Origin of the sequence: Microbacterium oxydans, from assembly GCF_000956405.1 — a bacterium.
Lineage (GTDB): Bacteria > Actinomycetota > Actinomycetes > Actinomycetales > Microbacteriaceae > Microbacterium > Microbacterium oxydans_C.
This window is the reverse complement of the sequence record NZ_JYIV01000027.1, coordinates 169276-191029: the sequence shown is the minus strand read 5'-3', so window position 1 is coordinate 191029 and position 21754 is coordinate 169276. Positions and strand designations below refer to the sequence as shown.

The 21754-nt window shown below is 66.7% G+C and carries 21 protein-coding genes and 1 tRNA gene; 15 read left to right on the top strand and 7 right to left on the bottom strand.

The features are described from left to right. The first annotated feature begins 62 nt into the window (after nucleotides 1–62). Together RN51_RS11660 and RN51_RS11655 are read left to right on the top strand one after the other, a co-directional pair. Entirely contained in the window at nucleotides 63–647 is a 585-nt protein-coding gene (locus RN51_RS11660) for a hypothetical protein (RefSeq protein WP_045264363.1), read from the top strand. A gap of 64 nt (nucleotides 648–711) precedes the next feature. Next, nucleotides 712–784, top strand: a tRNA-Arg gene (locus RN51_RS11655). A 102-nt stretch (nucleotides 785–886) separates the two neighbouring features. Here RN51_RS11655 and RN51_RS11650 read toward each other — a convergent pair. Then, nucleotides 887–1825 carry a LysR family transcriptional regulator gene (locus RN51_RS11650; protein WP_082066569.1) on the bottom strand — a complete coding sequence of 313 codons (939 nt, stop codon included), beginning with the start codon at nucleotides 1823–1825 and terminating at the stop codon, nucleotides 887–889. A 71-nt stretch (nucleotides 1826–1896) separates the two neighbouring features. Here RN51_RS11650 and RN51_RS11645 point away from each other — a divergent pair, with 71 nt between their 5' ends. Then, nucleotides 1897–3627 (top strand): L-aspartate oxidase, encoded by a 1731-nt coding sequence (locus RN51_RS11645; protein ID WP_045264211.1) that lies wholly within the window; start codon nucleotides 1897–1899, stop codon nucleotides 3625–3627. A gap of 108 nt (nucleotides 3628–3735) precedes the next feature. Here the strand turns inward: RN51_RS11645 and RN51_RS11640 are convergent, their stop codons facing one another. Next, nucleotides 3736–4032 (bottom strand): hypothetical protein, encoded by a 297-nt coding sequence (locus RN51_RS11640; protein WP_045264210.1) that lies wholly within the window; start codon nucleotides 4030–4032, stop codon nucleotides 3736–3738. 126 nt (nucleotides 4033–4158) lie between these two features. Here RN51_RS11640 and RN51_RS11635 point away from each other — a divergent pair, with 126 nt between their 5' ends. From RN51_RS11635 to RN51_RS11615, 5 genes are all read left to right on the top strand, one after another. Then, nucleotides 4159–5655 carry an L-serine ammonia-lyase, iron-sulfur-dependent, subunit alpha gene (locus RN51_RS11635; RefSeq protein ID WP_045264209.1) on the top strand — a complete coding sequence of 499 codons (1497 nt, stop codon included), beginning with the start codon at nucleotides 4159–4161 and terminating at the stop codon, nucleotides 5653–5655. Between the two features lie 70 nt (nucleotides 5656–5725). Next, nucleotides 5726–6481 carry an AAA family ATPase gene (locus tag RN51_RS11630; RefSeq protein WP_045264208.1) on the top strand — a complete coding sequence of 252 codons (756 nt, stop codon included), beginning with the start codon at nucleotides 5726–5728 and terminating at the stop codon, nucleotides 6479–6481. Between the two features lie 42 nt (nucleotides 6482–6523). Next, a complete protein-coding gene (locus tag RN51_RS11625; protein ID WP_052674696.1) occupies nucleotides 6524–7120 on the top strand; it encodes a TetR family transcriptional regulator in 597 nt (198 codons plus the stop codon). A gap of 194 nt (nucleotides 7121–7314) precedes the next feature. Beyond that, complete coding sequence (locus tag RN51_RS11620) at nucleotides 7315–7974, top strand: ABC transporter ATP-binding protein (RefSeq protein ID WP_331454242.1); 660 nt, start codon at nucleotides 7315–7317, stop codon at nucleotides 7972–7974. Next, nucleotides 7971–8705 (top strand): ABC transporter permease, encoded by a 735-nt coding sequence (locus tag RN51_RS11615; RefSeq protein WP_045264207.1) that lies wholly within the window; start codon nucleotides 7971–7973, stop codon nucleotides 8703–8705. Before RN51_RS11620 ends, RN51_RS11615 begins: the two co-directional genes overlap by 4 nt. Before the next feature lie 21 nt (nucleotides 8706–8726). Here RN51_RS11615 and hrpB read toward each other — a convergent pair whose 3' ends face one another. The 3 genes from hrpB to RN51_RS11600 all read right to left on the bottom strand — a co-directional run bounded on the left by hrpB (nucleotide 8727) and on the right by RN51_RS11600 (nucleotide 13557). After that, nucleotides 8727–11282 (bottom strand): ATP-dependent helicase HrpB, encoded by a 2556-nt coding sequence (hrpB, locus tag RN51_RS11610; RefSeq protein ID WP_045264206.1) that lies wholly within the window; start codon nucleotides 11280–11282, stop codon nucleotides 8727–8729. Nucleotides 11283–11359: 77 nt separating this feature from the next. Further along, complete coding sequence (locus tag RN51_RS11605; protein WP_045264205.1) at nucleotides 11360–12961, bottom strand: SPFH domain-containing protein; 1602 nt, start codon at nucleotides 12959–12961, stop codon at nucleotides 11360–11362. Between the two features lie 167 nt (nucleotides 12962–13128). Continuing rightward, a complete protein-coding gene (locus RN51_RS11600; protein ID WP_045264204.1) occupies nucleotides 13129–13557 on the bottom strand; it encodes a MarR family winged helix-turn-helix transcriptional regulator in 429 nt (142 codons plus the stop codon). A 448-nt stretch (nucleotides 13558–14005) separates the two neighbouring features. On the opposite strand from RN51_RS11600, the gene RN51_RS18030 reads away from it, so the two are divergent. The 5 genes from RN51_RS18030 to RN51_RS18835 all read left to right on the top strand — a co-directional run bounded on the left by RN51_RS18030 (nucleotide 14006) and on the right by RN51_RS18835 (nucleotide 19815). Next, nucleotides 14006–14743 carry a TnsA-like heteromeric transposase endonuclease subunit gene (locus RN51_RS18030; protein ID WP_082066568.1) on the top strand — a complete coding sequence of 246 codons (738 nt, stop codon included), beginning with the start codon at nucleotides 14006–14008 and terminating at the stop codon, nucleotides 14741–14743. Next, entirely contained in the window at nucleotides 14743–16746 is a 2004-nt protein-coding gene (locus RN51_RS11590; protein WP_082066567.1) for a Mu transposase C-terminal domain-containing protein, read from the top strand. The genes RN51_RS18030 and RN51_RS11590 overlap by 1 nt, the downstream gene beginning before the upstream one ends. Then, the gene (locus RN51_RS11585; protein WP_045264203.1) at nucleotides 16743–17771 is read left to right on the top strand and encodes an ATP-binding protein; all 1029 of its coding nucleotides are present in this window, start codon (nucleotides 16743–16745) and stop codon (nucleotides 17769–17771) included. The genes RN51_RS11590 and RN51_RS11585 overlap by 4 nt, the downstream gene beginning before the upstream one ends. Further along, nucleotides 17768–18670: a TniQ family protein gene (locus RN51_RS18875; protein WP_153243565.1), complete on the top strand. Its 903-nt coding sequence runs from the start codon at nucleotides 17768–17770 to the stop codon at nucleotides 18668–18670. Before RN51_RS11585 ends, RN51_RS18875 begins: the two co-directional genes overlap by 4 nt. 482 nt (nucleotides 18671–19152) lie before the next feature. Beyond that, nucleotides 19153–19815, top strand: coding sequence for a hypothetical protein (locus RN51_RS18835; protein ID WP_045264201.1), 663 nt, complete (start codon nucleotides 19153–19155; stop codon nucleotides 19813–19815). Here the strand turns inward: RN51_RS18835 and RN51_RS18830 are convergent. Beyond that, nucleotides 19696–19980 (bottom strand): helix-turn-helix domain-containing protein, encoded by a 285-nt coding sequence (locus RN51_RS18830; RefSeq protein WP_197073245.1) that lies wholly within the window; start codon nucleotides 19978–19980, stop codon nucleotides 19696–19698. The genes RN51_RS18835 and RN51_RS18830 overlap by 120 nt on opposite strands. A gap of 262 nt (nucleotides 19981–20242) precedes the next feature. Between RN51_RS18830 and RN51_RS11570 the strand changes: the two genes are divergently transcribed. Together RN51_RS11570 and RN51_RS11565 are read left to right on the top strand one after the other, a co-directional pair. Continuing rightward, nucleotides 20243–20665: a hypothetical protein gene (locus RN51_RS11570; RefSeq protein WP_156149170.1), complete on the top strand. Its 423-nt coding sequence runs from the start codon at nucleotides 20243–20245 to the stop codon at nucleotides 20663–20665. A gap of 86 nt (nucleotides 20666–20751) precedes the next feature. Further along, complete coding sequence (locus tag RN51_RS11565) at nucleotides 20752–21129, top strand: hypothetical protein (RefSeq protein WP_045264199.1); 378 nt, start codon at nucleotides 20752–20754, stop codon at nucleotides 21127–21129. Between the two features lie 23 nt (nucleotides 21130–21152). Here the strand turns inward: RN51_RS11565 and RN51_RS11560 are convergent, their stop codons facing one another. Next, nucleotides 21153–21665 (bottom strand): HAD domain-containing protein, encoded by a 513-nt coding sequence (locus RN51_RS11560; RefSeq protein ID WP_156149169.1) that lies wholly within the window; start codon nucleotides 21663–21665, stop codon nucleotides 21153–21155. Nucleotides 21666–21754: the final 89 nt, after the last annotated feature.

Here is a 21754-nt window from a genome sequence, read left to right as displayed (position 1 = left end):
CGACCATTCTGGCCGACACCGGGCTGCATCGATACCGGTACGCTCAAGGAGAGGAGGTACCGGTGGGACGGACAGCGGATGCCATCGCCGAAGGCGTCGCGATCGCGACTGCTGCTGCGCGCCTTGCCGTCAAGAACCACATCCTCATCGGCACCATCGCCGAAGACGGCGTCTTCGACATGGACAAGTACATCGACGATGCGCGTGAGGCACTCCGTGCCATGGCCGAGGAGTCGGAACAGGCCGCAGCCACTGTCACCGCCCTGCGCAAGCGGGCGAGGGGCCGGCACTCCGACCCGGTGGGAACGCACGACTACCGCGACCGCGATGTGCGCAACCTCCGCCGTCGGGCCAAGCAGTCCACCGGCGTCGCCGTGCGTCTGCGCGAGATCATGCAGGACAGGGAGCAGCTCGCCGCGATCGTGGAGGAGGCGAGGAGCGCGGCCTGGGCCGACGTGCGCCACAACCTCGACCGTCGACTGCGTGTCGAGGGCATGCGCCCCGACCAGGATCCCGACTACAACCGCATGCGCGAAGCCCGGATGCAGGCCCTTCGGCTCGTCGATCTGCAGGCGCTCTCGTCGGAGCAGAGAGCCAAGGCCAAGAGGCGGAAGAAGCAGCAGAAGGCCGCATCGGCCGACAGCTGAGGCCTCGTTTCGCTTTCGCGTCGCGACTGTTGTAGGCTGTTCTACGGCCCGCTGAGCGGGTCGGGCGCCCGTAGCTCAATGGATAGAGCATCTGACTACGGATCAGAAGGTTAGGGGTTCGAGTCCCTTCGGGCGCACACTGTGTTGAGACAGTGAGAAACGGCTTCCACTTCGGTGGAGGCCGTTTCTGCGTTTCCGGGAGCGAGCCGGCTCATCCCTACGGACGAGCCCCCGGGCCGTCAGGTGAGCAGGCTCGTGATCGCCGGGTCGCGGTCGGCCACCTCGGCGGCGGTCGCGACGATCACGTCGCGGATCGCGGCGACGGCGACGGCGGGCGTCACGTCCGCACGGTGGGCGAGGCTCACCGTGCGGGTCATCATGGGGTGCGTCAACCGGACGGACCGCAACGCGGGCCGATCGAGCAGCACCATCGCCGGAACGACGGCGACGCCGACACCGCGCTCGACGAAACGCAGCACCGCGTCCATCTCGGCGCCTTCGAGCACATGGGTGGGCCTGAGGCCCTCGGCGCGGAAGGCCGCATCGGTCGTGGCTCGAAGCTCGTAGGTTTCGTCGAGCGCGATCAGCGGGAGGGTCGCGAGGTGGAGAAGCGTCATCGATGCCGAGCTCGATACCGGCGGCTCGGTCGCGGCCGAGACGACGACGAGTTCCTCGGTGAGCAGCGGCATCCGCGTGAGGCTGAATCCGGAGGGTGGAGGGCCGTCGGATTCCGTGATGAGTGCGATGTCGACCGCGCCGACGGCGAGTTCCTCGACGAGGCGGCGGGAGCCGCTCTCCGTGAGATGCAGGTCGACGTCGGGGTGCGCGGTGTGGAAGGACCGGATCGCTTCTGCGACGAGGCTGATGCAGAGCGTGGGAGGGGCGCCGAGGCGCACACGTCCCCGTCGGAGTCCCGCCAGCTCGCCCATCTCGTCGCGGATGGCATCGGCCTCCGACAGCATGCGCTGTGCGCGGGGGAGCAGTGTCTCGCCGGCTGCCGTGAGCGCGATGTGGCCACGGGCGCGGTGGAACAGTTCGGCGCCGAGCTCGCGCTCGAGCGTCGAGATCTGCCGGCTCAATGACGGCTGTGCCAGGTGCAGGTGCTCGGAGGCGCGGGTGAAGTGTCCGAGACGCGCGACCTCGACGAACCCGCGGAGCTGCTCGAGGTTCATGTCCATAGCCTACCCGCATCGTTTCAAGTCGAACTATGCATTGGAGTTATTAGGATCGCCTAACTACCGTGGACCGCATGGCTACGCGCGAACGTCAGATATCCACCACCGTCCTCGTCATCGGCACCGGAGGGTCCGGCCTGCGGGCAGCGATCGAGATCGCCGAACACGGCGTCGACGTGCTCGCGGTGGGCAAACGACCGCGGCAGGATGCGCACACCTCACTCGCCGCCGGTGGCATCAACGCAGCTCTCGGCACCATGGACGCAGAGGACAGCTGGCAGCAGCACGCGGCAGACACCATCAAGGAGAGCTACCTCCTCGCGAATCCCCACACGGTCGAGATCGTCACCCAGGGCGCCGAGCGGGGCATCCGCGATCTCGAGCGCTGGGGCATGGACTTCGCCCGTGAAGACGACGGCCGCATCTCGCAGCGGTTCTTCGGTGCGCACACCTTCCGCCGCACGGCGTTCGCCGGCGACTACACGGGACTCGAGATCCAGCGCACCCTCGTGCGGAAGGCCGAGCAGCTCGACGTGCCGATCCTCGACCACGTCTACATCACCCGCCTCCTGGTGCGCGACAACGTGGTGTTCGGGGCCTACGGCTTCGACCAGGCCGACGGCACTCGCTACCTCATCCACGCGGATGCCGTGATCCTCGCCGCGGGCGGACACAACCGCATCTGGCGCCGCACCTCCTCCCGCCGAGACGAGAACACGGGCGACTCCTTCCGGCTGGCGGTGGACGCGGGAGCCCGTCTGCGCGACCCCGAGCTCGTGCAGTTCCACCCGTCCGGCATCATCGAGCCGGAGAGCGCTGCGGGCACCCTGATCTCCGAGGCGGCTCGCGGCGAGGGCGGCATCCTGCGCAACGCGCTCGGCGAGCGGTTCATGGCGAAGTACGACCCCGAGCGGATGGAGCTGTCGACGCGGGACCGCGTCGCGCTCGCGGCCTACACCGAGATCCAGGAAGGTCGCGGCACCGACAACGGCGGCGTCTGGCTCGACGTGTCGCACCTGCCGCGCGAGACCATCATGACCCGCCTGCCGCGCGTCTATCAGACGATGATGGAGCTGCAGATGCTCGACATCACCACCGACCCGATCGAGATCGCGCCTACCGCACACTATTCGATGGGCGGTGTGTGGGTGCGGCCGGAAGACCACCAGACCGACGTCGACGGCCTGTACGCGATCGGCGAGGCCTCGAGCGGACTGCACGGTGCCAACCGGCTCGGGGGCAACTCGCTCATCGAGCTGCTCGTCTACGGGCGCATCGTGGGGCAGGCCGCCATGGAGCATGCGGCCGGGCTGGATGCGCAGCGTCGGTCGGCGACGGCCGTCGCCGAGGCGCGTGCGGAGATCGACGACCTGCTCGCCGCGGAGGGACGTGAGAACGTCCGTGCCCTGCAGCGGGCGATCCGCAACCTGATGACCGAGTACGCGGGAGTCGTGCGCTCGGAGGAGGGGCTGCGCGCGGGGCTCGCCGACCTCGACATGATCGAGGGGCGCATGGAGGACATCGGGATCCACCCCGACATCGCGGGCTTCCAGGATCTCGCGCATGCCTTCGATCTCAAGGCGTCGGCGCTCGCCGCGCGCGCCACCCTCGAGGCGGCGCTGGAACGTCGGGAGACCCGCGGATGCCACAACCGCAGCGACTTCCCTGACACCGACCCGACGCTGCAGGTGAACCTGGTGTGGTCGCCGAAGGACGGTGTGACGCGCGAGGCGATCCCTGAGATCTCGCCCGAGATCGCTGAGCTCATGCGGGAGGTCGACACCGAGGGCAAGCTCGTCGAGTAGCCCCCCCGGCCTGAGTGCTCCCGTCGCACTTTCTGTCGCTCGATCGACGATTTAGCGACAGAAAGTGCGACGGGAGCGGCTCTACGCGGGTCGGGTGGAGGCGGGAGGTCAGTCGGACGGGGGCTCTTCCGTGTCGATCACGCCGATGCCGACCGCTTCGTGGTCGGGCTCGGGCTCCTCGCGCTTCGGAGCCTTGGGCTCTTCACCCGGGGCCTTCTCGGTGCTGGGCTCTTCGAGCTCCTCGGTGCTCGGCACCTCGCTCGGGTCCGCGTCCTCGGGCGATTCCGCCTCGGCGGGTGTCGTGACCTCGCCCTCGCTCGTGTCCGACGACGGCGTGGGCGTGGGGGTCTGCGATTCGGGGGAGGACTCGTCCGTGGTCTCCGGATCGGGAGTGGTGTCGGTCATGATGACCCCTTTCGACGATGTGGTCCGAACAGGATGGCTCCGCACGTGCAGAACGGGAAGGGGCTTGACGCGCTGATGAGTTAACCACGGTGAACCGAAGTGGCGAATCCGGCGTAGCCTGGAGGGGTGACAGCGTACGTCTCGGCCTTCGACCTCTTCTCCATCGGAGTGGGGCCATCGAGCTCCCATACGGTCGGACCGATGCGAGCGGCCCTGGACTTCGCTCGGCGACTCACGGCGACGGGCATTCTTCCGCAGGTCGCCAGGATCGGCAGCACCCTCTACGGATCGCTCGGGGCGACGGGCATCGGCCACGGCACTCCGGATGCGGTCGTCGCCGGCCTGCGCGGTCTCACGCCGGAGACCTGCGATCCGGCCGACGTGCGGTCCGCCTGGACCGATCTGCCCGCGCACGCCGTGATCCGTGTCGACGGCACCCACGACGTCCCGTTCGTGAAGGACGACATCGTGTTCGCGCCGCGCACCCGGCTCCCCGGACACCCGAATGCCATGACGATCACCGCCTGGGACGACTCAGGCGCGGTGGTCGCCGAGGAGACCTACTACTCGGTCGGAGGCGGCTTCATCCGACGCGACGGCGAGGAGGCGAAGCTCACGACCGCGGGATTCCCGTACTCCTACGCGGATGCCGCGTCGCTGCTGGCCCTCTGCGACGAGAACGGGCTGTCGATCGCCGAGGTCGCGCGCCTGAACGAGACGTCCTTGCGCTCGGAGGAAGAGGTCGCCGCCGGACTCGATGCGATCTGGGACGCGATGTCGGGCTGCGTCGATGCGGGCCTCCACGCCGACGGCACACTCCCCGGGATCCTGAAGGTCAAGCGGCGTGCCGGTGTGATCCGCGGTCAACTCGAAGAGGTGGAGGCCGACGGGCATCGCGAGCTCCCTGGCGAATGGCTCGGGGCCTTCGCACTCGCCGTGAACGAGGAGAACGCGGCGGGTGGTCGCGTGGTCACGGCTCCGACGAACGGGGCCGCAGGAATCCTTCCCGCCGTGGCGATGTACTGGTGGCGGTTCCTCGCCGATTCGGGACTCGGGGCGGGCAACGCGGTCACCCCCTACGGCGAACTGGTCGGCAGTGCCCTGCTCGGCTTCGAGTCGGACGTGCACGCCGTGAGCGACGGGAACGACCTCGACGACGAGCAGACCGCTGAGGCGAACCGTCGCCGCGGCATCCGGCGCTTCCTCCTGACGGCGACGGCACTCGGGTCGCTGTTCAAGGCCAACGCGTCGATCTCCGGAGCGGAGGGCGGATGCCAGGCCGAGGTCGGCAGCGCCTGCGCCATGGCCGCCGGTGGACTCACCGCAGTGATGGGCGGAACGAACCGGCAGATCGAGAACGCCGCCGAGATCGCGATGGAGCACCACCTCGGTCTCACGTGCGACCCGATCGGCGGGCTCGTGCAGATCCCGTGCATCGAGCGCAACGCGATCGCCGCCTCGACCGCCGTGACCGCTGCCCGACTCGCCCTTCGTGGCGACGGCAGCCACTACGTCTCGCTCGATGCGGTCGTCGAGACGATGCGCCAGACGGGGGCCGACATGTCCACCAAGTACAAGGAGACCAGCGAGGGCGGTCTCGCGGTCAACGTCATCGAGTGCTGAGGTTCCTGCTCGTCTCGCTGTCGGGGGATGCGGGTAGCCTCTCCGTGACGTCATGCGGGGAGGGATCACGATGGATGCGTTCTGGGAGCCGACCTCGCGACGACGACGGCAGCAGCCCGTCGTCGCCGTCCGTCCGAACGACGACGCGCCGACGCCGGGGGCAGCATGGCCGACGACCATCCCCGCCGTCGCCCAGGTGCTGCGTGAGGGGATCGACCTCGACCCCGGGGTGACCTTCCTCGTCGGGGAGAACGGCAGCGGCAAGTCCACCCTGGTCGAGGGCATCGGGATCGCGTACGGACTCTCGCCGGAGGGCGGCTCCCGGCAAGCTCGACACACGACCCGGGCGACCGAGTCACCGTTGTCGGAGTGGTTGCGGCTGCAGCGGGGAGTGGGCTCGAGTCGATGGGGCTTCTTCCTCCGTGCGGAGACGATGCACTCGTTCTACACGTACCTCGAGGAGAACCCGTCGACCAGCGCGCCCGATGTGCCGTTCCACGAGATGAGCCATGGCGAGTCCTTCCTCGCGCTGCTGGAGAGCCGCTTCGACGAGCCCGGCTTCTACTGCCTCGACGAGCCGGAAGCCGCGCTGTCCTTCAACTCCACCCTGGCCCTGATCGCCGTGCTCCGCCGCATCGCCGACGAGGGAGGGCAGGTGCTGTGTGCGACCCACTCTCCGGTGCTGGCCGCCCTGCCTGGCGCGAAGATCCTCGAGGTCGGAGAGTGGGGTGTGCGCCCGGCCGAGTGGGAAGACCTCGAGATCGTGAACCACTGGCGATCGTTCCTCGAACAGCCGACGCGCTACCTCCGCCATCTTCTCGACTGACCTGCACGCCGTGCTGTCGCTCCACGTCATAGGCTGACGGGCATGACCGAGCAGAAGCCCGTGCGGCGGCGAGGCCGCCCCCGCGGTGTCTCGGACTCGCGGGCGCGCATCATCGCCTCCGCCGTGGACGACTTCGGAGAGAAGGGCTACGACGGAGCGACGGTCCGCTCCATCGCCGCGAGAGCCGGGGTGGACTCCGCTCTCGTGCACCACTACTTCGGCACCAAGGCCGATCTGTTCGCCGAAGCCGTCGGCATCCCGCTGCGACCGGACATCGATGTGCCTGCGATCCTCACAGGGCCGCGTGACGAGGTCGGTGAACGCCTGATCCGGTACGTCCTGGAGGCGTTCGAACAGCCCGAGGTGCGCCGGCGCGGTGTCATGCTCCTGCGCACGGCGATCGGGAGTCGACTCACGACGCCACTGCTGGCCGGATTCCTCTCGCGCGAGCTGCTGTCCCGCATCTCGCGAAGCCTCGGCGTGGACGACGCCGACCTGCGGGCCTCGCTCGTCGCCTCGCAGATCGCCGGCATGCTGATCGCCCGCTACGTGTTGAAGCTCCCGGCCCTCGTCGCGGCTCCTGTGGATGATCTCGTCGCGCGGATCGGCCCTACGGTGCAGCGCTACCTCTTCGACTGAACTCCACTCGCTTCCTGCGCTCTGCAGAAGCCGTTGACGCCGTCGATCGGGAGGCGCATAATTCATCGCATGATGAATAAGGCGGCGGTCGAGATCACGCAGCTGCGCGTGCGACGCGGGGCCGTGCACGTGTTCGACGGCATCGATCTCGCCGTTCCGCGCGGCCAGATCACGGGCCTGCTGGGCCCCTCCGGGTGCGGCAAGACCACGCTCATGCGGTCGATCGTCGGTGTGCAGCGGATCACCTCCGGCGACGTCATCGTTCTGGGGAGCCGGGTGGTTCCCGCCAGCTGCGGCACCGTGTCGCGTACGGCACACAGGGCGCCTCGGTCTACGGCGATCTCAGCGTGCGGCAGAATCTCTCCTACTTCGCCTCGCTTCTGAAGGCGCCGAAGGGCGACGTCGACCGGGTCCTCCAGGAGGTGGGCCTCGGCGCGCAGGCGGCGCAGCTCGTCGATTCGCTGAGCGGCGGCCAGGCGACGCGGGTGTCGCTCGCGGTGGCGTTGATCGGCTCGCCGGAGCTCATCGTGCTGGACGAGCCGACCGTCGGGCTCGACCCCGTGCTGCGCGCGGAGCTCTGGACCCTTTTCCGCCGACTGGCCGACCGGGGCGTCACGCTCATCGTATCGAGCCATGTGATGGACGAGGCCGTGCGATGCGACCGACTGCTGCTGATGCGGGAGGGGCGCATCATCGCGGATACCACGCCGTCCGCACTGCTCGCCGACACCGACACGACCGACGCCGAAGCCGCGTTCCTGGCTCTGATCGAACGTGACAGGGCGGCTGGTGCCGGGAGCACCAGGCGCGCACGCCGAGAAGCGCAGGAACGACACGAGGAGGCAGAGGGATGAACGGCCGCAGACTGTTCGCGACCGCCGGCCGTGTGCTCGCGCAACTGCGACACGACCCGCGGTCCATCGCCCTGATGCTCATCGCCCCGAGCCTGCTCGTCGGTCTCTTCGCCTGGCTGTTCAGCGAGCAGGACGGTGTGTTCGACCAGTTCGGAGGTGCCATCCTGGCGCTGTTCCCGTTCATCGTGATGTTCCTCATCACGTCGATCACCACCCTGCGGGAGCGTCGTTCCGGCACGCTCGAACGGCTGATGACCACGCCGCTCGAGAAGGCCGACTTCATCCTCGGGTATGCGCTCGCGTTCGGGCTGATGGCGGTGCTGCAGGCGGTGATCACGGTCTCGTTCGCGGTCGGGGTGTGCGGGCTCGACGTCGACGGGCCGCTGTGGCAGCTGGGTCTCGTCGCGGTCGTCGATGCCCTGCTCGGCACGGCGCTGGGGCTGCTGGCGAGCGCGTTCGCCCAGACCGAGTTCCAGGCGGTGCAGTTCATGCCGTTGCTCGTGTTCCCGCAGATCATCCTCGGCGGTCTGTTCATGCCGCGCGATCAGATGCCCGATGTGCTGCATGCCATCTCCGACTGGCTGCCGCTCAGCTACGCGATCGACACCATCAACGCCGTTGCCGCGGGGGACGAGGGCGGGGACGTGTTCGGTCCGCTGCTCATCGTGGTGGCCTTCGCGGTCGGAGCACTGGCGCTCGCCGCCCTCACCTTGCGGCGGCGCACGCGCTGAGTGGCGATCCGGGAGCGTGCGTCAGCGAGCGGCGCGGTTCTTGGTGTGCTTGGTCGGCGCTGCGGCCCAGGGATCTTCCGGCCAGGGGTGCCGGGGATAGCGGCCGCGCATCTCGGCGCGCACCTGGGCGTAGGGACCCGACCAGAACGAGGCGAGGTCGTCTGTGACAGCGAGCGGCCGCCCCGCCGGAGACAGCAGGTGGAAGAGCACGGGGACGCGGCCGTCCACCAGGCAAGGAGTCTCCGCCCAGCCGAAGCACTCCTGCAGCTTGACCGCGACGACCGGGCGTGCGGTCGGATCCCCGTCGGGTTCCGGATACGCGATGCGCACGCGAGAGCCGCTGGGCACCTCGAGCCGTTCCGGGGCGAGCGTCTCCAGGTGCACGGCTTCGGGCCACGGCAGCAGACGGCGAAGGGCGGACGTGAGATCCAGCCGGCTGGCGGGGGTGCCGGACGCGAGGGCATCGAGCTCCGTCGCCAGCCACGTGTCGAGTGATTCGAGCAGGCCCGCGTCCGACACATCGGGCCAGGGGGCGCCGAGTTCCCTTCGCAGTAGCGCGAGCCGGCGGCGCAGGGCGTCCGCACCCTCGGACCAGGTGAACATGCCGAGTCCGTCGCGCCGGAGCGCCCGCTCCACGGCATCCCGGCCTTCCGACGCGGCCACGCGCACCGGCACCGAGGAGCGGACGATCGCCCCGATCCGGCGCTCACGGCGAGCCTGCACGCGACCTCCGACGAACTCGGCTTCGACGCGGTCGGTCATCAGATGGCCGGCCGCACGCTCCATCTGCCCTTCTGTCAGCACCGCCGCTGAGCGGATGACTGCGCCGGAACCTGCGGCTGCCCGCGACGAGGCCCGGGTGACGTCGGCCACGGCGAGCCACTCCGCGGCGGCGAGCGGACCGGTGACTCCGGCACGGGTGCCCGAGGCCAGCAGGAACGTCGCGCCCGTCCCCGTGCGCTCGACACGGTGGGCGACACGTTCGGGGAAGCCCAGCGCGATCACGAGACCCACACCGTCGAGACCCGAACGCGTGTCGGGCGCCGGGGTGACCATGCGCTCCAGTCGACGCGCGTCCTCGCGCCAGCGGTGGGCCTCCGGGGTACGGCCTCCGCGTAGTGCGACGAGTGCGTGGGCGACGTCGGCGTCCGGGAGGCGCTGGTCTCCGCTCAGAAGCGCGACCACCTCGGCGGCGAGTCGGCTGCCGACCACCGGGCTGCCGTCCCGCAGCGCCCTGGCCAGCCGTGGGTCGGTCGGAATGCGTGCCAGTGCCCGACCTTCTGCCGTGGCGCGACCGTCGTCGTCGATCGCTCCGAGACCGCGGAGCACGGCGACGGCATCGGCGAGGCTGTCGGCTCGCAGCGGTTCGATCATGCGCAGGCCGGCGCCGCCCGGGGTACCCCAGCACGCGAGCAGCAGGGTGGCGTCGGCGAGGTCGGCCGTGGCGATCTCCGGCGACGGACGAGCGGGAGCCGCGGCGTAGGTGCGCTCGTCGACGCAGCGGATCACAGTGCCGGGGCCCTGCCGGGTGGCACGTCCCGCGCGCTGCACGCAGGACGATCGGGAGGCAGCGGTGGTGACCAGACCCGTCATGCCACGAGCCGCGTCGCGCTGCGGCTGCCGCGACAGGCAGCTGTCCACGACCAGCCGAACGCCCGGCACCGTGAGAGAAGACTCGGCGAGGGAGGTGGTGACGATGATGCGGGGTCGTTCGTGGGGCGCACGACCGCGGATCACGTCGTCCTGCTCTGCCGGGGGGATCCGACCGTGCAACTCGCGCACGTCGAAGGCGTCGTTCAGGGAGCGGATGCGTCGAGCGATCTCCGACACCTCGCGGGCACCGGGGGCGAAGACCAGCACATCGGCGTCCGGGTCTTCGCGGATCAGCTCGGCGGCTGCGGATGCGGTGACGCTCGAGACGTGGTCGAGGAAGCCCCGGGTGACTCCCCGTTCGTCGAGGCGGGGCACGGGACTCGGCGCCCACCGCTCGGTGAGGGGGAAGGCCGCGACGTCATGGTCGACGATCGGGGCGGGGGAGTCCTCGGTGCCGATGACCGTGGCGATCCGGGCGGCGTCGAGGGTGGCCGACATCGCGACGACTGCCAGGTCATCCCGCAGTTCGCGCACCTCGGAGAGAAGACCGATGAGGAGGTCGGTCTCGATCGCGCGCTCGTGCACCTCGTCGATGATGACCGCGCCGACGCCGTCGAGTGCCGGGTCGTCGAGCATCCGTCGCAGCAGGACTCCGGCCGTGACGAACTCGACCCTCGTGTCGGGCCCGACGGTGCGCTCGCCGCGGACCGTGAATCCCACTCGCCCGCCGAGAGGCGAGCCGTCGAGCTGCGCGAGTCGGCGGGCGGCTGCGCGTGCGGCGACCCGGCGCGGTTGGGTGACGATCACGCGACCGGGGGTTCGAGCGGCGAGGAGCGGCGGCACGAGGGTGGTCTTGCCCGTGCCGGGCGGCGCGGTCACGACCACGGATCCGCTCGTGTCGAGGGCTGCGGAGAGTTCCTCGACGGCGGCGGCGAACGACAGGCCGGCGCCGATCCTGGCGATGTCGAAGGCGGCGCGCGTCATCCGTCCAGTCTGCCCGGTCGGACAAACAACGGATGCCGCGACCGAGATCGATCGCGGCATCCGCTGTCGTGTGCCGGCTAGTCCGCGGCGGGAGCGGGCGGGGCGGGCGGCGGCGGCGTGGTCGGCGTCGAGACGCGCGCAGCGGGTGCGGGTGCCGAGGCCTCTGCGACTCCTGCGCCGAAGCCGCGGCCCACGGCCTGACCCTGGATGATGCCGGCCAGGTCGAGTCCCGTGGCGGAGTGGACGCTGTCGAACACCGAGGCAAGTGCCTTGGCGTTGTCGGCGCCCACGACGTTGGAGGCGCCGTCCTCGCCGGAGCTGCCGATGATCGACACGTTGCCGATCGCCGCGTAGCCCTTCGAGAACTCGGCCATGATCGACGGCAGCACCTCGAGGACGCGCTGCGAGAGGAACGCGTCCTGGTTCGACGCGATGGCCTTGGCTTCCGCTTCCAGGGCGGCCGCACGGGCGTCACCCTCGGCACGGATCGCGTCGGCCTCGGCGCTGGCACGCAGACGACGAGCTTCTGCTTCGGCCTCAGCCTGGGCTCGGAGGGCATTCGCCTCACCGCTGGCCTTGGCGATCGCCGCCGCTGCTTCACCCTCGGCGCGGGCCTTGTCCGCTTGCGCCTGCTGTTCGGCGATGCGCGTGCGAGCCTCGGCCTGCTTGACCTGCTCGATCGCGGCGGCCTCAGCCGAGCGCTCACGTGTGTAGAGCTCGGCCTGGGCGCGGGTCTCCGCCTCGTATCGCTGGGCGTCGGCGACGCGCTTCACGTCGGCGTCGAGCTGCGCCTGCTTGTTCTCGGCCTGCTGCTGCAGCACCGCCTGCTCGGCCTGCGCGCGGGCGAGTGCCTCGGCCTGCTCGGCTTCGGCGCGTGCACGACCGATGCCGGAGTCGGCGTTGGCCGTGTTGGTGTCGAGCGCGGTCTGCTCGATCAGGTTGGCTTCCTGGTTGGCGATGTTCTTCTGATTGATCGCACGGTCGGCGTTGGTCTGCGAGATCTCTGCGGACTGACGCTTCGCCTGGATCTCAGGAGCACCGAGGGACTGGATGTAGCCGACCTTGTCGGTGATGCCCTTGATCTGGAACGAGTCGAGGATCAGACCCTGTTCGGCGAGCTCCTGTGAGACGTCGGCGGCGATCTGGTCGGAGAACTTCTTGCGCTCCCGCATCAGCTCGACGACTGACAGAGTGGCGACGATACCGCGGAGCGCGCCTTCGAGCTGCTCGGTGGTGAACTGCTCGATGGCCTTGTCCTGCGAGGCAAATCGCTCGGCGGCGCGACGCACCAGGATCGGGTCGGATCCGATCTTCACGATCGCGACACCGTCGACGTTCAGGGTCACGCTGTCGAGCGACTGCGCTTCGGCGTTCAGGGAGACCTGCCGTGAACGCAGTGAGATGATCTCGTGCCGCTGCGTGATCGGGTTCACGAGCGACTTGCCGTTCACGATCACGGTGACCGGCGACTCCGACATCTCGGATCTGCTCGAGCCGTCGGCCGAGAGCACGGCTGTCTGCACCTTCTGTTTGCGTCCCGAGATGACGAGCGCCTCATCGGCGCGTGCGACCTTGATCCAGCTGCGTGCGAACAGCAGCAGGACGAGCAGTAGGACGACGGCGACGACGACGGCGATGCCGACGATGACGAGGATGCCGACGATTCCGGCGATCTCCATGGATGACCTCCCTGGTTCCCCCCGAGGGGGCGGTCTCGGACGCGCCGTGATGCGCGCCTTCGCCCCCACCCTGCCAGAAAAGCGGACGGGCTCGCCTCGCCGGGCGTCATCTTCCGGCTCTCGGTGAGTACTCCTCGTCCAGCCGTGCTGTGGAGGAGAGTCGGACGTCAGCCCTTGCGGAGCTTCTCCGCGAGGTCCCGCAGGGCGCGGAGCTCGTCGTCGTCGAGGCGGGACATGCGCTCGGCGATCGAGCGTCCGTGCACCGTGGCGAGCGAGCGGAAGGCCCGCGCCCCCTCGTCCGTCGCGCGGATCAGTGCGCCGCGACCGTCGTCGGGGTCGGGGCACTTCGCCACGAGACCGCGCGCGACCATCCGGTCAACCAGTCGCGAGACGCTGGGCTGGCTGATGAGCATGTTCGCGGTGATGTCCCGCAGCCGCGCGGTCAGGTCGGGTGAGCGGGTGACGGTGAGCAGCACGTCGTACTCGGCCTGCGCGATATCGCTGTGCTCGAAGTCGCCCATCATCTCGGTGAACAGCTCGTGCTGCGCGCGGAACAGGCTCTCCCAGGCCTCCAGGGCGAGCTTGCGATCGGTCATCCTCACAGAATAGTGCGAACAGTAAAGGGCCGGTCGGAGAGGCTCCCGACCGGCCCTTGTCCCTTGCACCAAGAGTGTCCTGCAATCACATGCGGTGGATGCCACAGCAAACATTCACCGTGCGATCACTGTATAACGGCGAGGTAACGAATGCAACGTTTTGATCACGGAAACTCGCTCGCGATCTCTTCCACTGTCCGATCTCACGAAAAGTGTCGGAGTCTCACGAAGGCTGTCGGAGAGTCTCACGAAAGTGTCGGAGTCTCACTAGACGTGTCGGAAGAGCGGCGTGTCGACCAGCCTCGTTGGGTGCCGGACATAGTCTGCCCGTGAGCAGATCCCCAGTCGGGGCATCTTTGTCAGGGCTCAGGACATAGGCCAGTACCGCTCCCCAGGAGAGAGGCTGACTGCCGAATAGGAAGTATCCGTCGATGTCGATTGGATCCCTATGGACCTGACTCAGCAGTGGCCTGTTCCTCCCACCACTAAAGCCAACCGGACGCGAGCTCGCGTTGAGTACCGTCTCGATGGCGTGCAACTAGAGCTCGACGCCGTCGACTGCGACAGCGTGCCCTTCGAACGAGGCGATCCCGTTCGGAACTTTCCCAGTTGGCGGCTCAAGCGTCATTACGACGGCTACCACTGGATGGGTGCGCTTGGCGCGTCTGTCGGATTCGAGTCGCTGACGGAGCGGGGCTGCCTCATCGAATTGGACCGCACCCCGGGCGTGGTTGCGATCGCCAGCCAGCCCATGTGGATCCGATGGACCACACCCGACGGCCCGCGCGAGCACTGCCCGGACTACTTCGTGCGTCTGGACGACGGGCACGCCGTGCTGATGGACGTCAAGCCGGCGACTCAGATCAAGGACGACGTCAGAAGACAGTTCGACATGACAGCGGTGTTCGCCGCTGAGCGCGGCTGGCGGTATGTCGTCTATGACGCGGAATCGGTAGTCCGCGAGGCCAACCTCCGATTCCTGGGCCCGTTTCGAGACTGGGCGAGCAGCGAAGAACTGCCAATGCTCCCAGAAGATGGGCTGCCCCTGGCTGAGGTAGCTGCGCTGCTCGGCGTCGGATCCGAGGGCTTCGCACACTGCTACGCGCACCTCTGGTCAGGGGCGCTCGAGGCAGATCTCGATCAAGCCCTCAACATCAGAACGATCGTGTGGCAAAGGAGCGTGTAATGCGGGTTGTAGTTGGCGGGTCGCTCACGTGGCGTCAACGCAAGTTCTCGGTCTTGTTCATCGAGAAGGATTCGGCGATGCTCCGAGATGAGGACGGAAGTGAGGTCGAAGTCGCTCTCGACGAGCTTCGACATGATGCAACACCGGTGCCTAGCGACACTTCAGGTCTGCTGAACCTTCCTCTGCAGGTGCAGGACATCACGCCGGACATGGATGCGTGGCTGCAATCCTGCATACGTATCGAGGCGACCCGAGAAGAGATCGGGGTCGGGAAGGCTGTTGAAGCAGAGCGCGGGTGGCTGGAGGTGCGCCTAAGTAGAACTGTCTCCACGCGCGCCGTGGAGCGTCGGCTTAAAGCGTTCCGAGAGCAGGGGACGACCACTGCAGGCAAAGGCTCCCCACGCAAGAGCACATGGGATCCACGCCTCGTCGAGGCCATCAACCACGTACTCGGAGGAAAGAGCCGCGCCTCGACTGTGAGTCGAACTACAGCGATCGAACAAATCATGAGGCGCGTCGAACGTCTCCACGGCGATGCGGTGAAGCTGCCGAGCCGAGCGACGTTCTTCCGACTTCTCGAAGCAGACGAGCACGGGCAATTCACCTTCGGTTCGGCCAAGACTCGCGAGTCGCTTGCGCTTCAACCCGACGGCACATTCGGCACTCGCACCGCACTGCGTCCCGGCGAACTGGTCGAGATGGACTCCACGCGGATTGATGTCATGTTGCGGATCGATGACGAAACCGTCGGCCGGCCCGAACTGACGATTCTCCTTGACGTCGCAACGCGCTCGATTCTTGCCGCGATGCTCCGCCCCGAAGGGACGAAGAGCGTCGACCTGGTGGCTGTCCTTGCACGGGCCCTGGTGCCCTATGGCCGGCGTATGGAAGGGGTTCGCGAGACCCGACAGCTGATTTCGACGGCATGGGCTGACGATCAACTGATCGATCAGGAGCGATTTGAGCGATTGCGTATCGCGCAGCCGTATGTGTTTCCGGACACGATCACCACCGACCGCGGACGAAACTATTTGTCGCGGCATTTCCGCGCTGCGTGTGAAACCTTGAATATCTCGCTGATCACCTCGGCGCCGCACACACCAACGGACAAACCGCACGTAGAGCGAGCGCTCGGGGCAATCAACTCAATGCTGCTGCAGCATGTGAAGGGATATGTCGGCCGCAGCGTCGAACATCGCGGGCGCGACACAGACACGGAATCCGACGAACTACTGACGATCGCACAGGCCCAGGAGCTCCTAGAGGACTGGATCGCGGTCGAGTGGCAGAATCGTCCGCATGACGGACTGCGGGACCCGTTGCATCCGCGCATCAAGTTGTCGCCGAACGAGATGTGTCGCGCGTTCCGCGCTTACGTGCCCGAACTCCACGTACCGCTGACGCGAGACGACTACATCGCGCTGCTACCTGTGGACTACCGAGTTCTGAACCGCTACGGCGTGCGCATCGATAACCGCGTCTACAACTCCGAGCGGCTCAAAGGCCTGTGGAGGCGCAAGTCTCCTGACAAAGCGCGGAACGGCCGATGGCCGATCCGCGTAGACCCCTACAATCTGCACGTCGTCTGGCTCGAGCGGGACGGCGAGTTCATCCCTCTGAGATGGTCCAATCAGGTCCATGAACTCCCGATGCTGGGTGATGTCTGGCGGTACGCTCGCACGTCGCGCTCCGGTGGTGTCGCGGATCTCGATGCTGAACGTCGCGAGCTTGCGATGGCGATCAAGGCGTTCGCCGGTCAAGGGAATCCGGCCCCTCGAAGCAACGGTCAGAAGCGAAGCGGGCGAGAGCGCGCTCGATTGGCAGCGATCGCTGAAGATCCGATGAACTTCACCAGTGTGAAGGGCATCGAGGACGAGAAACGACCTGCTGACGATGACAATTCGTCCATCGAGACCACCTCTACTGAGGAATGGCCTAACACCGGTGGCTTCCCTCTCATCGGAGACAGGCTCGACGAGGTGCGGCGGAGGATCGACGAATGATCGAGATCGCGACCAAGGAAGGCTGGCGCGAGCACGTCGACACCGCGTATGAGCGCCCGGCGCCGGTCACATCCGAGGAGCTTCGGGCCATGAGCTTCGGGGACCGCGCGTTATACAACCAGGGACGAGCTCAATACTCGCAGGCAGGCGCCTTCGTGCGGACACCGCAGTTCGAAGCCTTCCAGCGAGCCGTGCGGGATCGCGTCATGCTCAACGCCTACCGACGAGTCGGGAAGCTAGGCCTGATCCTCTCGGGGGAGCCAGGCCAGGGCAAGACTACTTCGCTAGTCGAGATCGGTAGAGCACACGAACGCAGGCGGCGAGACACCGGCCACCCGGCTGCGGGGCCGGGCATGCTCCCAGTCGTGTATGTCGCGGTACCCGCCCAGTGCTCAGCCAAAGCTCTGATGCATGAGTTCGCCCGATTCCTTGGTCTCCCGGTTCTCAGCAGGATGACCTACGGGGACCTGCTGGAAGCGGTCTCGAACGCCCTGCGCAGATGCTCCACCGAACTTGTCTTGGTCGATGACGTGCATCACCTCGATCTGAAGTACCGGCAGAACGTCGAGGCATCAGACATGCTCAAGCAGCTTTCCGAGCGATGTGGAGGCACGTTCGTCTACGCCGGAATCGCAGTTGAGGGGACCGGACTTCTCGACGGCTCACGTGGTGGGCAGATCGGGAAGCGATTCGAAGTGCACGTGGCCTTACCATTTCCTTTGATCTCGACCGCGGAGAAGGCTCGCTGGGGTGATCTGCTTCTCGCCATGGAGAGCTCACTGTGTCTAGCAGAGCAACGGCCAGGATCGATTCTGTCCGCGGCGCCGACACTGCACGCGCTGACGGGCGGGGAGATCGGACTGCTCAAGGACCTCTTGCAGTTCGCTGCCCTGAGCGCGATGGACGACGGAACCGAGAAGCTCGATTCGGCCGCATTTGAACGCGATCTTGCCCGCCGTCAGACGGCCGCAACGCTCCACACAAGCAAGCCGCGACGATCGCGAACGCCTGTGAGTGCGGCATGACCTCGCGTCCCGGGCTTCCGACTTCCGTTCGCCTGTATCCGGGAGAAACGGCGGCGAGCTACTGGGCGCGGCTTTGCGCCGCAAATGCAATCGGCGAAAAGGACCTCTGGTTGGCGTTGCGACGCGAGGATCGAACCCTCCCAATTCGGGTGACACCGAGAAGCGCCCTCCGGAAGATCGAGGCGTTGGGTGGGCTTCCGGATGGTGCATTGCTCCGCGAAGCCGGCGGTCGCGCCTGTGGACATGGTGGCGCCACGCGTCAAGTCGAATGCCCGAGTTGTCGCATGATTCCGGCAGCTGTGGCTCTCTGCAGACGGTGCGCCCGAGGCGATCAGGTCACAGTCGCGCGTATGCACGGTCCGGTCTGCGTGCGACACCGGAGGTGGCACGGAAGCGGCCGAGATATTCCCCTGCCGGGGAGGCACAAGCACCTGCTCGCGCAACGCCTGCTGAATGGAACTCTCACTCTTCGAGGTGTGCCGTATCGGTCACCCGAAGTTGATGCGGCCGCGGAGTTGCTGCGACTGCGAAATCTCGAAGGTGGGTGCGCAGCTGAACTTCTGGATGACGAGATTCTTCAATTTCCGCGGCGAATCGCGCTCACTGCGCGGCTCACTGACGCTCGTCTCGCGAACGTTCTGATGTCGCAGGGTCTCGGTGGGTACGCACTGGCAATGCTGTTCGATCGCGTAGTCGCCGCGCACTCTCTAGGGCATCGCGCCGTGGACGGCATCTTCGACAGCCTGAGAATTCAGGGACGGGAACTCTGGATCGGCAGGTCCGCGGTCGCGACGCAAGGCGGCTGCGTGCTTACGCCCGCTGCCAGGCGCATGCTTCCGAGGGTCAAGGCGATCAGGGCGCATGTGCTGAACCATCGTGTGGAACTGAGGTCGAGGTAGGCATGCGAACTCTTCCCTGTCGTGTGATTCCGCTGCCCGGGGAGACGCCTGCCGGTTTCCTGGCTAGGTTGGCCGTCGCCAACTCGCTCGATCTCAGCGCGCTCACCCACTATTTGGAGCGGACGGTTGGTGCCAACAGGTCGAGCTCGACCAACGCTCGATTCACATCTGCGACTGAGGCAATCGGTGCGCTGCCTCCCGGGTACTTCGCCAAGGAGCGCGCACGCTTCCGTCTGTATCGGCGCTGCCACCACGTTCGGTGGATGCTTCGACGCTGCGCCACGTGCGAAGTTGTTGATCGCGCTCGCTCCGCGTGCTTGGTATGCAGCGACGGAAACCCGACTGAGGTGTTCAGTAGGGGAGGTGGGTTTTGCATTCGCCACCGTCGATGGCACTTCCTCGGTGAAGATGAACTCCTGTCCACCCCGTCGGCGTGCCATCGCGCCGAACAGTCGATTTCAGGAGTCCTTTGGAGACGTGGAGTGACGATGCACACGGGCGAATACGACCTTGCCCTGCGCTTGATCATCGACAGCTGGCAAGAGCGACCTGACGCGCGCTGGCTCCGAGCCTCGTGCTCGTATGCGCCGGCAGTTGACCTGCTCGTGACGCTAACGCACCCTGACGTCACGCTCAGCTTGTTTGCACTCGCCGAGAGCGACTCCCAGCAGGTCGAAGGGCTTATCGGGCTCGTCGTAGGCATTGGAGGTGGAAGCCGGACGGCGGAACTGGAATCGACCGCAGCCACGGTCGTAGCGGTTCACCGCGCCGCGATGTACACCGCGATCCGAATGCCGAAGTCGAGCGGGGCGACGGTATCGAAAACGCCATTTGAGAAGGGGGTCGCGGAAGCGTCCTACCGTGAGAAAGCGGTTCTCCTGCGCCACATCACGCGCTCCGGCAGAAGAGCGGACATCCTGGAGCGTTCTGTGCGTGCGGCACCTGCATCTCGGGTCGTATCCCGGCGCATCGTTCCCGGCTGGGCCGACGATGCACCGTGGGTCACGCAGGGGCCTGAACAGCGCTCAGCGACTTCGAAGATCGGGAGCGTTCCCCGGGACCAGATCGGTCAAGGTGATGCCGAGCACCTGGGTGAGAGCCAGGAGAGTTCGCAACGTCGGGTTAGCCGGGTGGCCGGGGCGTGATTCGCCCTTCTCGTACTTCTGATACGTGTACCGGGTCAGCCCGGCGCGGTAGGCCACGTCTTCCTGGCTCAGATTGGCTTTGTGGCGAGCAGTGCGAAGGGAAGTGGCGAAGCGCTGCGCGAACGCATCCCAATCTGCTTCCAAGTCGTCGTTCCGCTGGCGCACCTTCCAAGCGTCTAGATCCGGGCTCTCATGCTTGGCCTAATCGGTATGGCATAATTTGGGAGGCCATACGAAACAATCATCATCTTCGTCGGATTGCTCCGCTACTCCCTGCACGTGTGCTGCCCATCCCGGTGACTGGCGGTCGCGCCGCGGGATCGGCCCGTGCATGCGACCGCGAAATGTGATGGTGTGCGTCATGTGTGAGGCGTTCCCGATCTGGTGGCAGGACATCACGAGTCCGCCGCCTACAGAATGGGTGTACATGTTCGAAGAGTTCACCGGCGATGACACCGCGGAGGAATGGGCGCTGGCTGCCGCCATCTTCATCGCGCAGACTCGACGCCGCACGGGCCTCGGTCCGACGTTCGCCGAACTCTTCACCCACCTGCTGCCCGACACCGGTGGATTGCCGGGTCCTTTCCCAGAACTCGAGTTCATGGAGCGCCGACGGGCGGTCACGGGATTTCGAGGTCACGCCGCTATCGAGTGGCGTCGTCGAGGAATGATTAGCTTCGACAGGGCCGTGATGCGCAGTCTGCGCGTAGGGCGCGCGTTCCGTGAGCATTCTCGACGGCGGCAACAGTCCCGAGCGTCCCTAGTTGCCCGTAACGGTTCGAAGCATTCCACACTGGTCCTGCTTGCGGAACCGCTGGAGGTGGCTGACGAAACGAACGAAGGTACGTAGGCTCCCATCGAGCCGATGTACCCGTGAGCCACCACTAGCCCGTTCGAGTCGTCTAGAGCGGAGAACGTCGATCAGGAGGGGACGATATGACTGAGAACGCTCCGCCGGGGCTTCGGCGGATCATTGCTCGCATCGAACCTGGCTGGCCTGAGCTCATCGATGTGAGCTCCGGCTGGTACCCGCTTCTCGACCGGCTTGACAGAAAGCTCGCGGCGATCGCTCCGGGCTACGTCGTTCAGCAGATCAAATCAAAGTTTGGCTCTCTCAGCTTTTACGCTCGTGCATCCGACGACGTCTACGACTACAACGAAGTGTTCAGCGACGCCATCCTTGCTGCTGAGTGGGAGAGCACGAGGACCTGCGAAGAATGCGGGGCACCGGCGAGGACCTACACGATCCGAATGTGGGTGTGGGCACTCTGCGCGTCTCACGCTCGTGCCAAGGCCGGGGAAGCATCCGAATGAGGGCCGCCCTGCCTGGCGGACGTTCAGACTACGAGCTGCTCGTCTAGGAACTGATCAATTTGCCCAACATCGGCAAGGGTGAGGCCCACGAACTTGTCGGGGCGGACGACCAGCGATGGGACCTCCGTCATCGCGGTTAGCCGTTGCTCAGCGTCCTCGGGAGCTCGATCGTCTGCCCACACGACCGCATCTGGGCCCGTCTGCCGGATGTGCGAGATGAGGCTCATCGTCCGCCATCCACTCTTTGGCCAGTTTTGCCAGGGCACGTAAGGGCCATTGAGCTTGCCGCGTAACGGCTCGCGGATCAACCAGCCGACCTGATCGCGCGGCCAAGTCGTCAACCACGCGAACTGCACGTCGGCTCGCAGTGCGAGATCGTCAAGCGCGTCCACGAGGTCATCGTCGACCGTCATCCAGGAGCGCCAGCCTTGTGCGTTCTGGTGCAGCGTGCGCTCTTCCTCGCGGTGGATCCTGGAGATCGTGCCATCGACGTCGAGCACAAGCAGTGCGGAGCGCTGATGCGAGCGTCTATCCATGATCAGGCATCTCCCCGTAAGTGCTCGGGGGTTTGGACGTGCAGCCGCCTTGACGTGTCCGACGAAGGCTCCGAGATCGTCATAGCGCG

What these genes read in the sequence shown, in the direction of transcription:
- RN51_RS11650 (WP_082066569.1), bottom strand. Translation starts at nt 1,825, where the DNA reads ATGGACATGAACCTCGAGCAGCTCCGCGGGTTCGTCGAGGTCGCGCGT.
- RN51_RS11645 (WP_045264211.1), top strand. Translation starts at nt 1,897, where the DNA reads ATGGCTACGCGCGAACGTCAGATATCCACCACCGTCCTCGTCATCGGC.
- RN51_RS11640 (WP_045264210.1), bottom strand. Translation starts at nt 4,032, where the DNA reads ATGACCGACACCACTCCCGATCCGGAGACCACGGACGAGTCCTCCCCC.
- RN51_RS11630 (WP_045264208.1), top strand. Translation starts at nt 5,726, where the DNA reads ATGGATGCGTTCTGGGAGCCGACCTCGCGACGACGACGGCAGCAGCCC.
- RN51_RS11625 (WP_052674696.1), top strand. Translation starts at nt 6,524, where the DNA reads ATGACCGAGCAGAAGCCCGTGCGGCGGCGAGGCCGCCCCCGCGGTGTC.
- RN51_RS11615 (WP_045264207.1), top strand. Translation starts at nt 7,971, where the DNA reads ATGAACGGCCGCAGACTGTTCGCGACCGCCGGCCGTGTGCTCGCGCAA.
- hrpB (WP_045264206.1), bottom strand. Translation starts at nt 11,282, where the DNA reads ATGACGCGCGCCGCCTTCGACATCGCCAGGATCGGCGCCGGCCTGTCG.
- RN51_RS11605 (WP_045264205.1), bottom strand. Translation starts at nt 12,961, where the DNA reads ATGGAGATCGCCGGAATCGTCGGCATCCTCGTCATCGTCGGCATCGCC.
- RN51_RS11600 (WP_045264204.1), bottom strand. Translation starts at nt 13,557, where the DNA reads ATGACCGATCGCAAGCTCGCCCTGGAGGCCTGGGAGAGCCTGTTCCGC.
- RN51_RS18030 (WP_082066568.1), top strand. Translation starts at nt 14,006, where the DNA reads ATGGACCTGACTCAGCAGTGGCCTGTTCCTCCCACCACTAAAGCCAAC.
- RN51_RS11590 (WP_082066567.1), top strand. Translation starts at nt 14,743, where the DNA reads ATGCGGGTTGTAGTTGGCGGGTCGCTCACGTGGCGTCAACGCAAGTTC.
- RN51_RS11585 (WP_045264203.1), top strand. Translation starts at nt 16,743, where the DNA reads ATGATCGAGATCGCGACCAAGGAAGGCTGGCGCGAGCACGTCGACACC.
- RN51_RS18875 (WP_153243565.1), top strand. Translation starts at nt 17,768, where the DNA reads ATGACCTCGCGTCCCGGGCTTCCGACTTCCGTTCGCCTGTATCCGGGA.
- RN51_RS11570 (WP_156149170.1), top strand. Translation starts at nt 20,243, where the DNA reads ATGTTCGAAGAGTTCACCGGCGATGACACCGCGGAGGAATGGGCGCTG.
- RN51_RS11565 (WP_045264199.1), top strand. Translation starts at nt 20,752, where the DNA reads ATGACTGAGAACGCTCCGCCGGGGCTTCGGCGGATCATTGCTCGCATC.
- RN51_RS11560 (WP_156149169.1), bottom strand. Translation starts at nt 21,665, where the DNA reads ATGGATAGACGCTCGCATCAGCGCTCCGCACTGCTTGTGCTCGACGTC.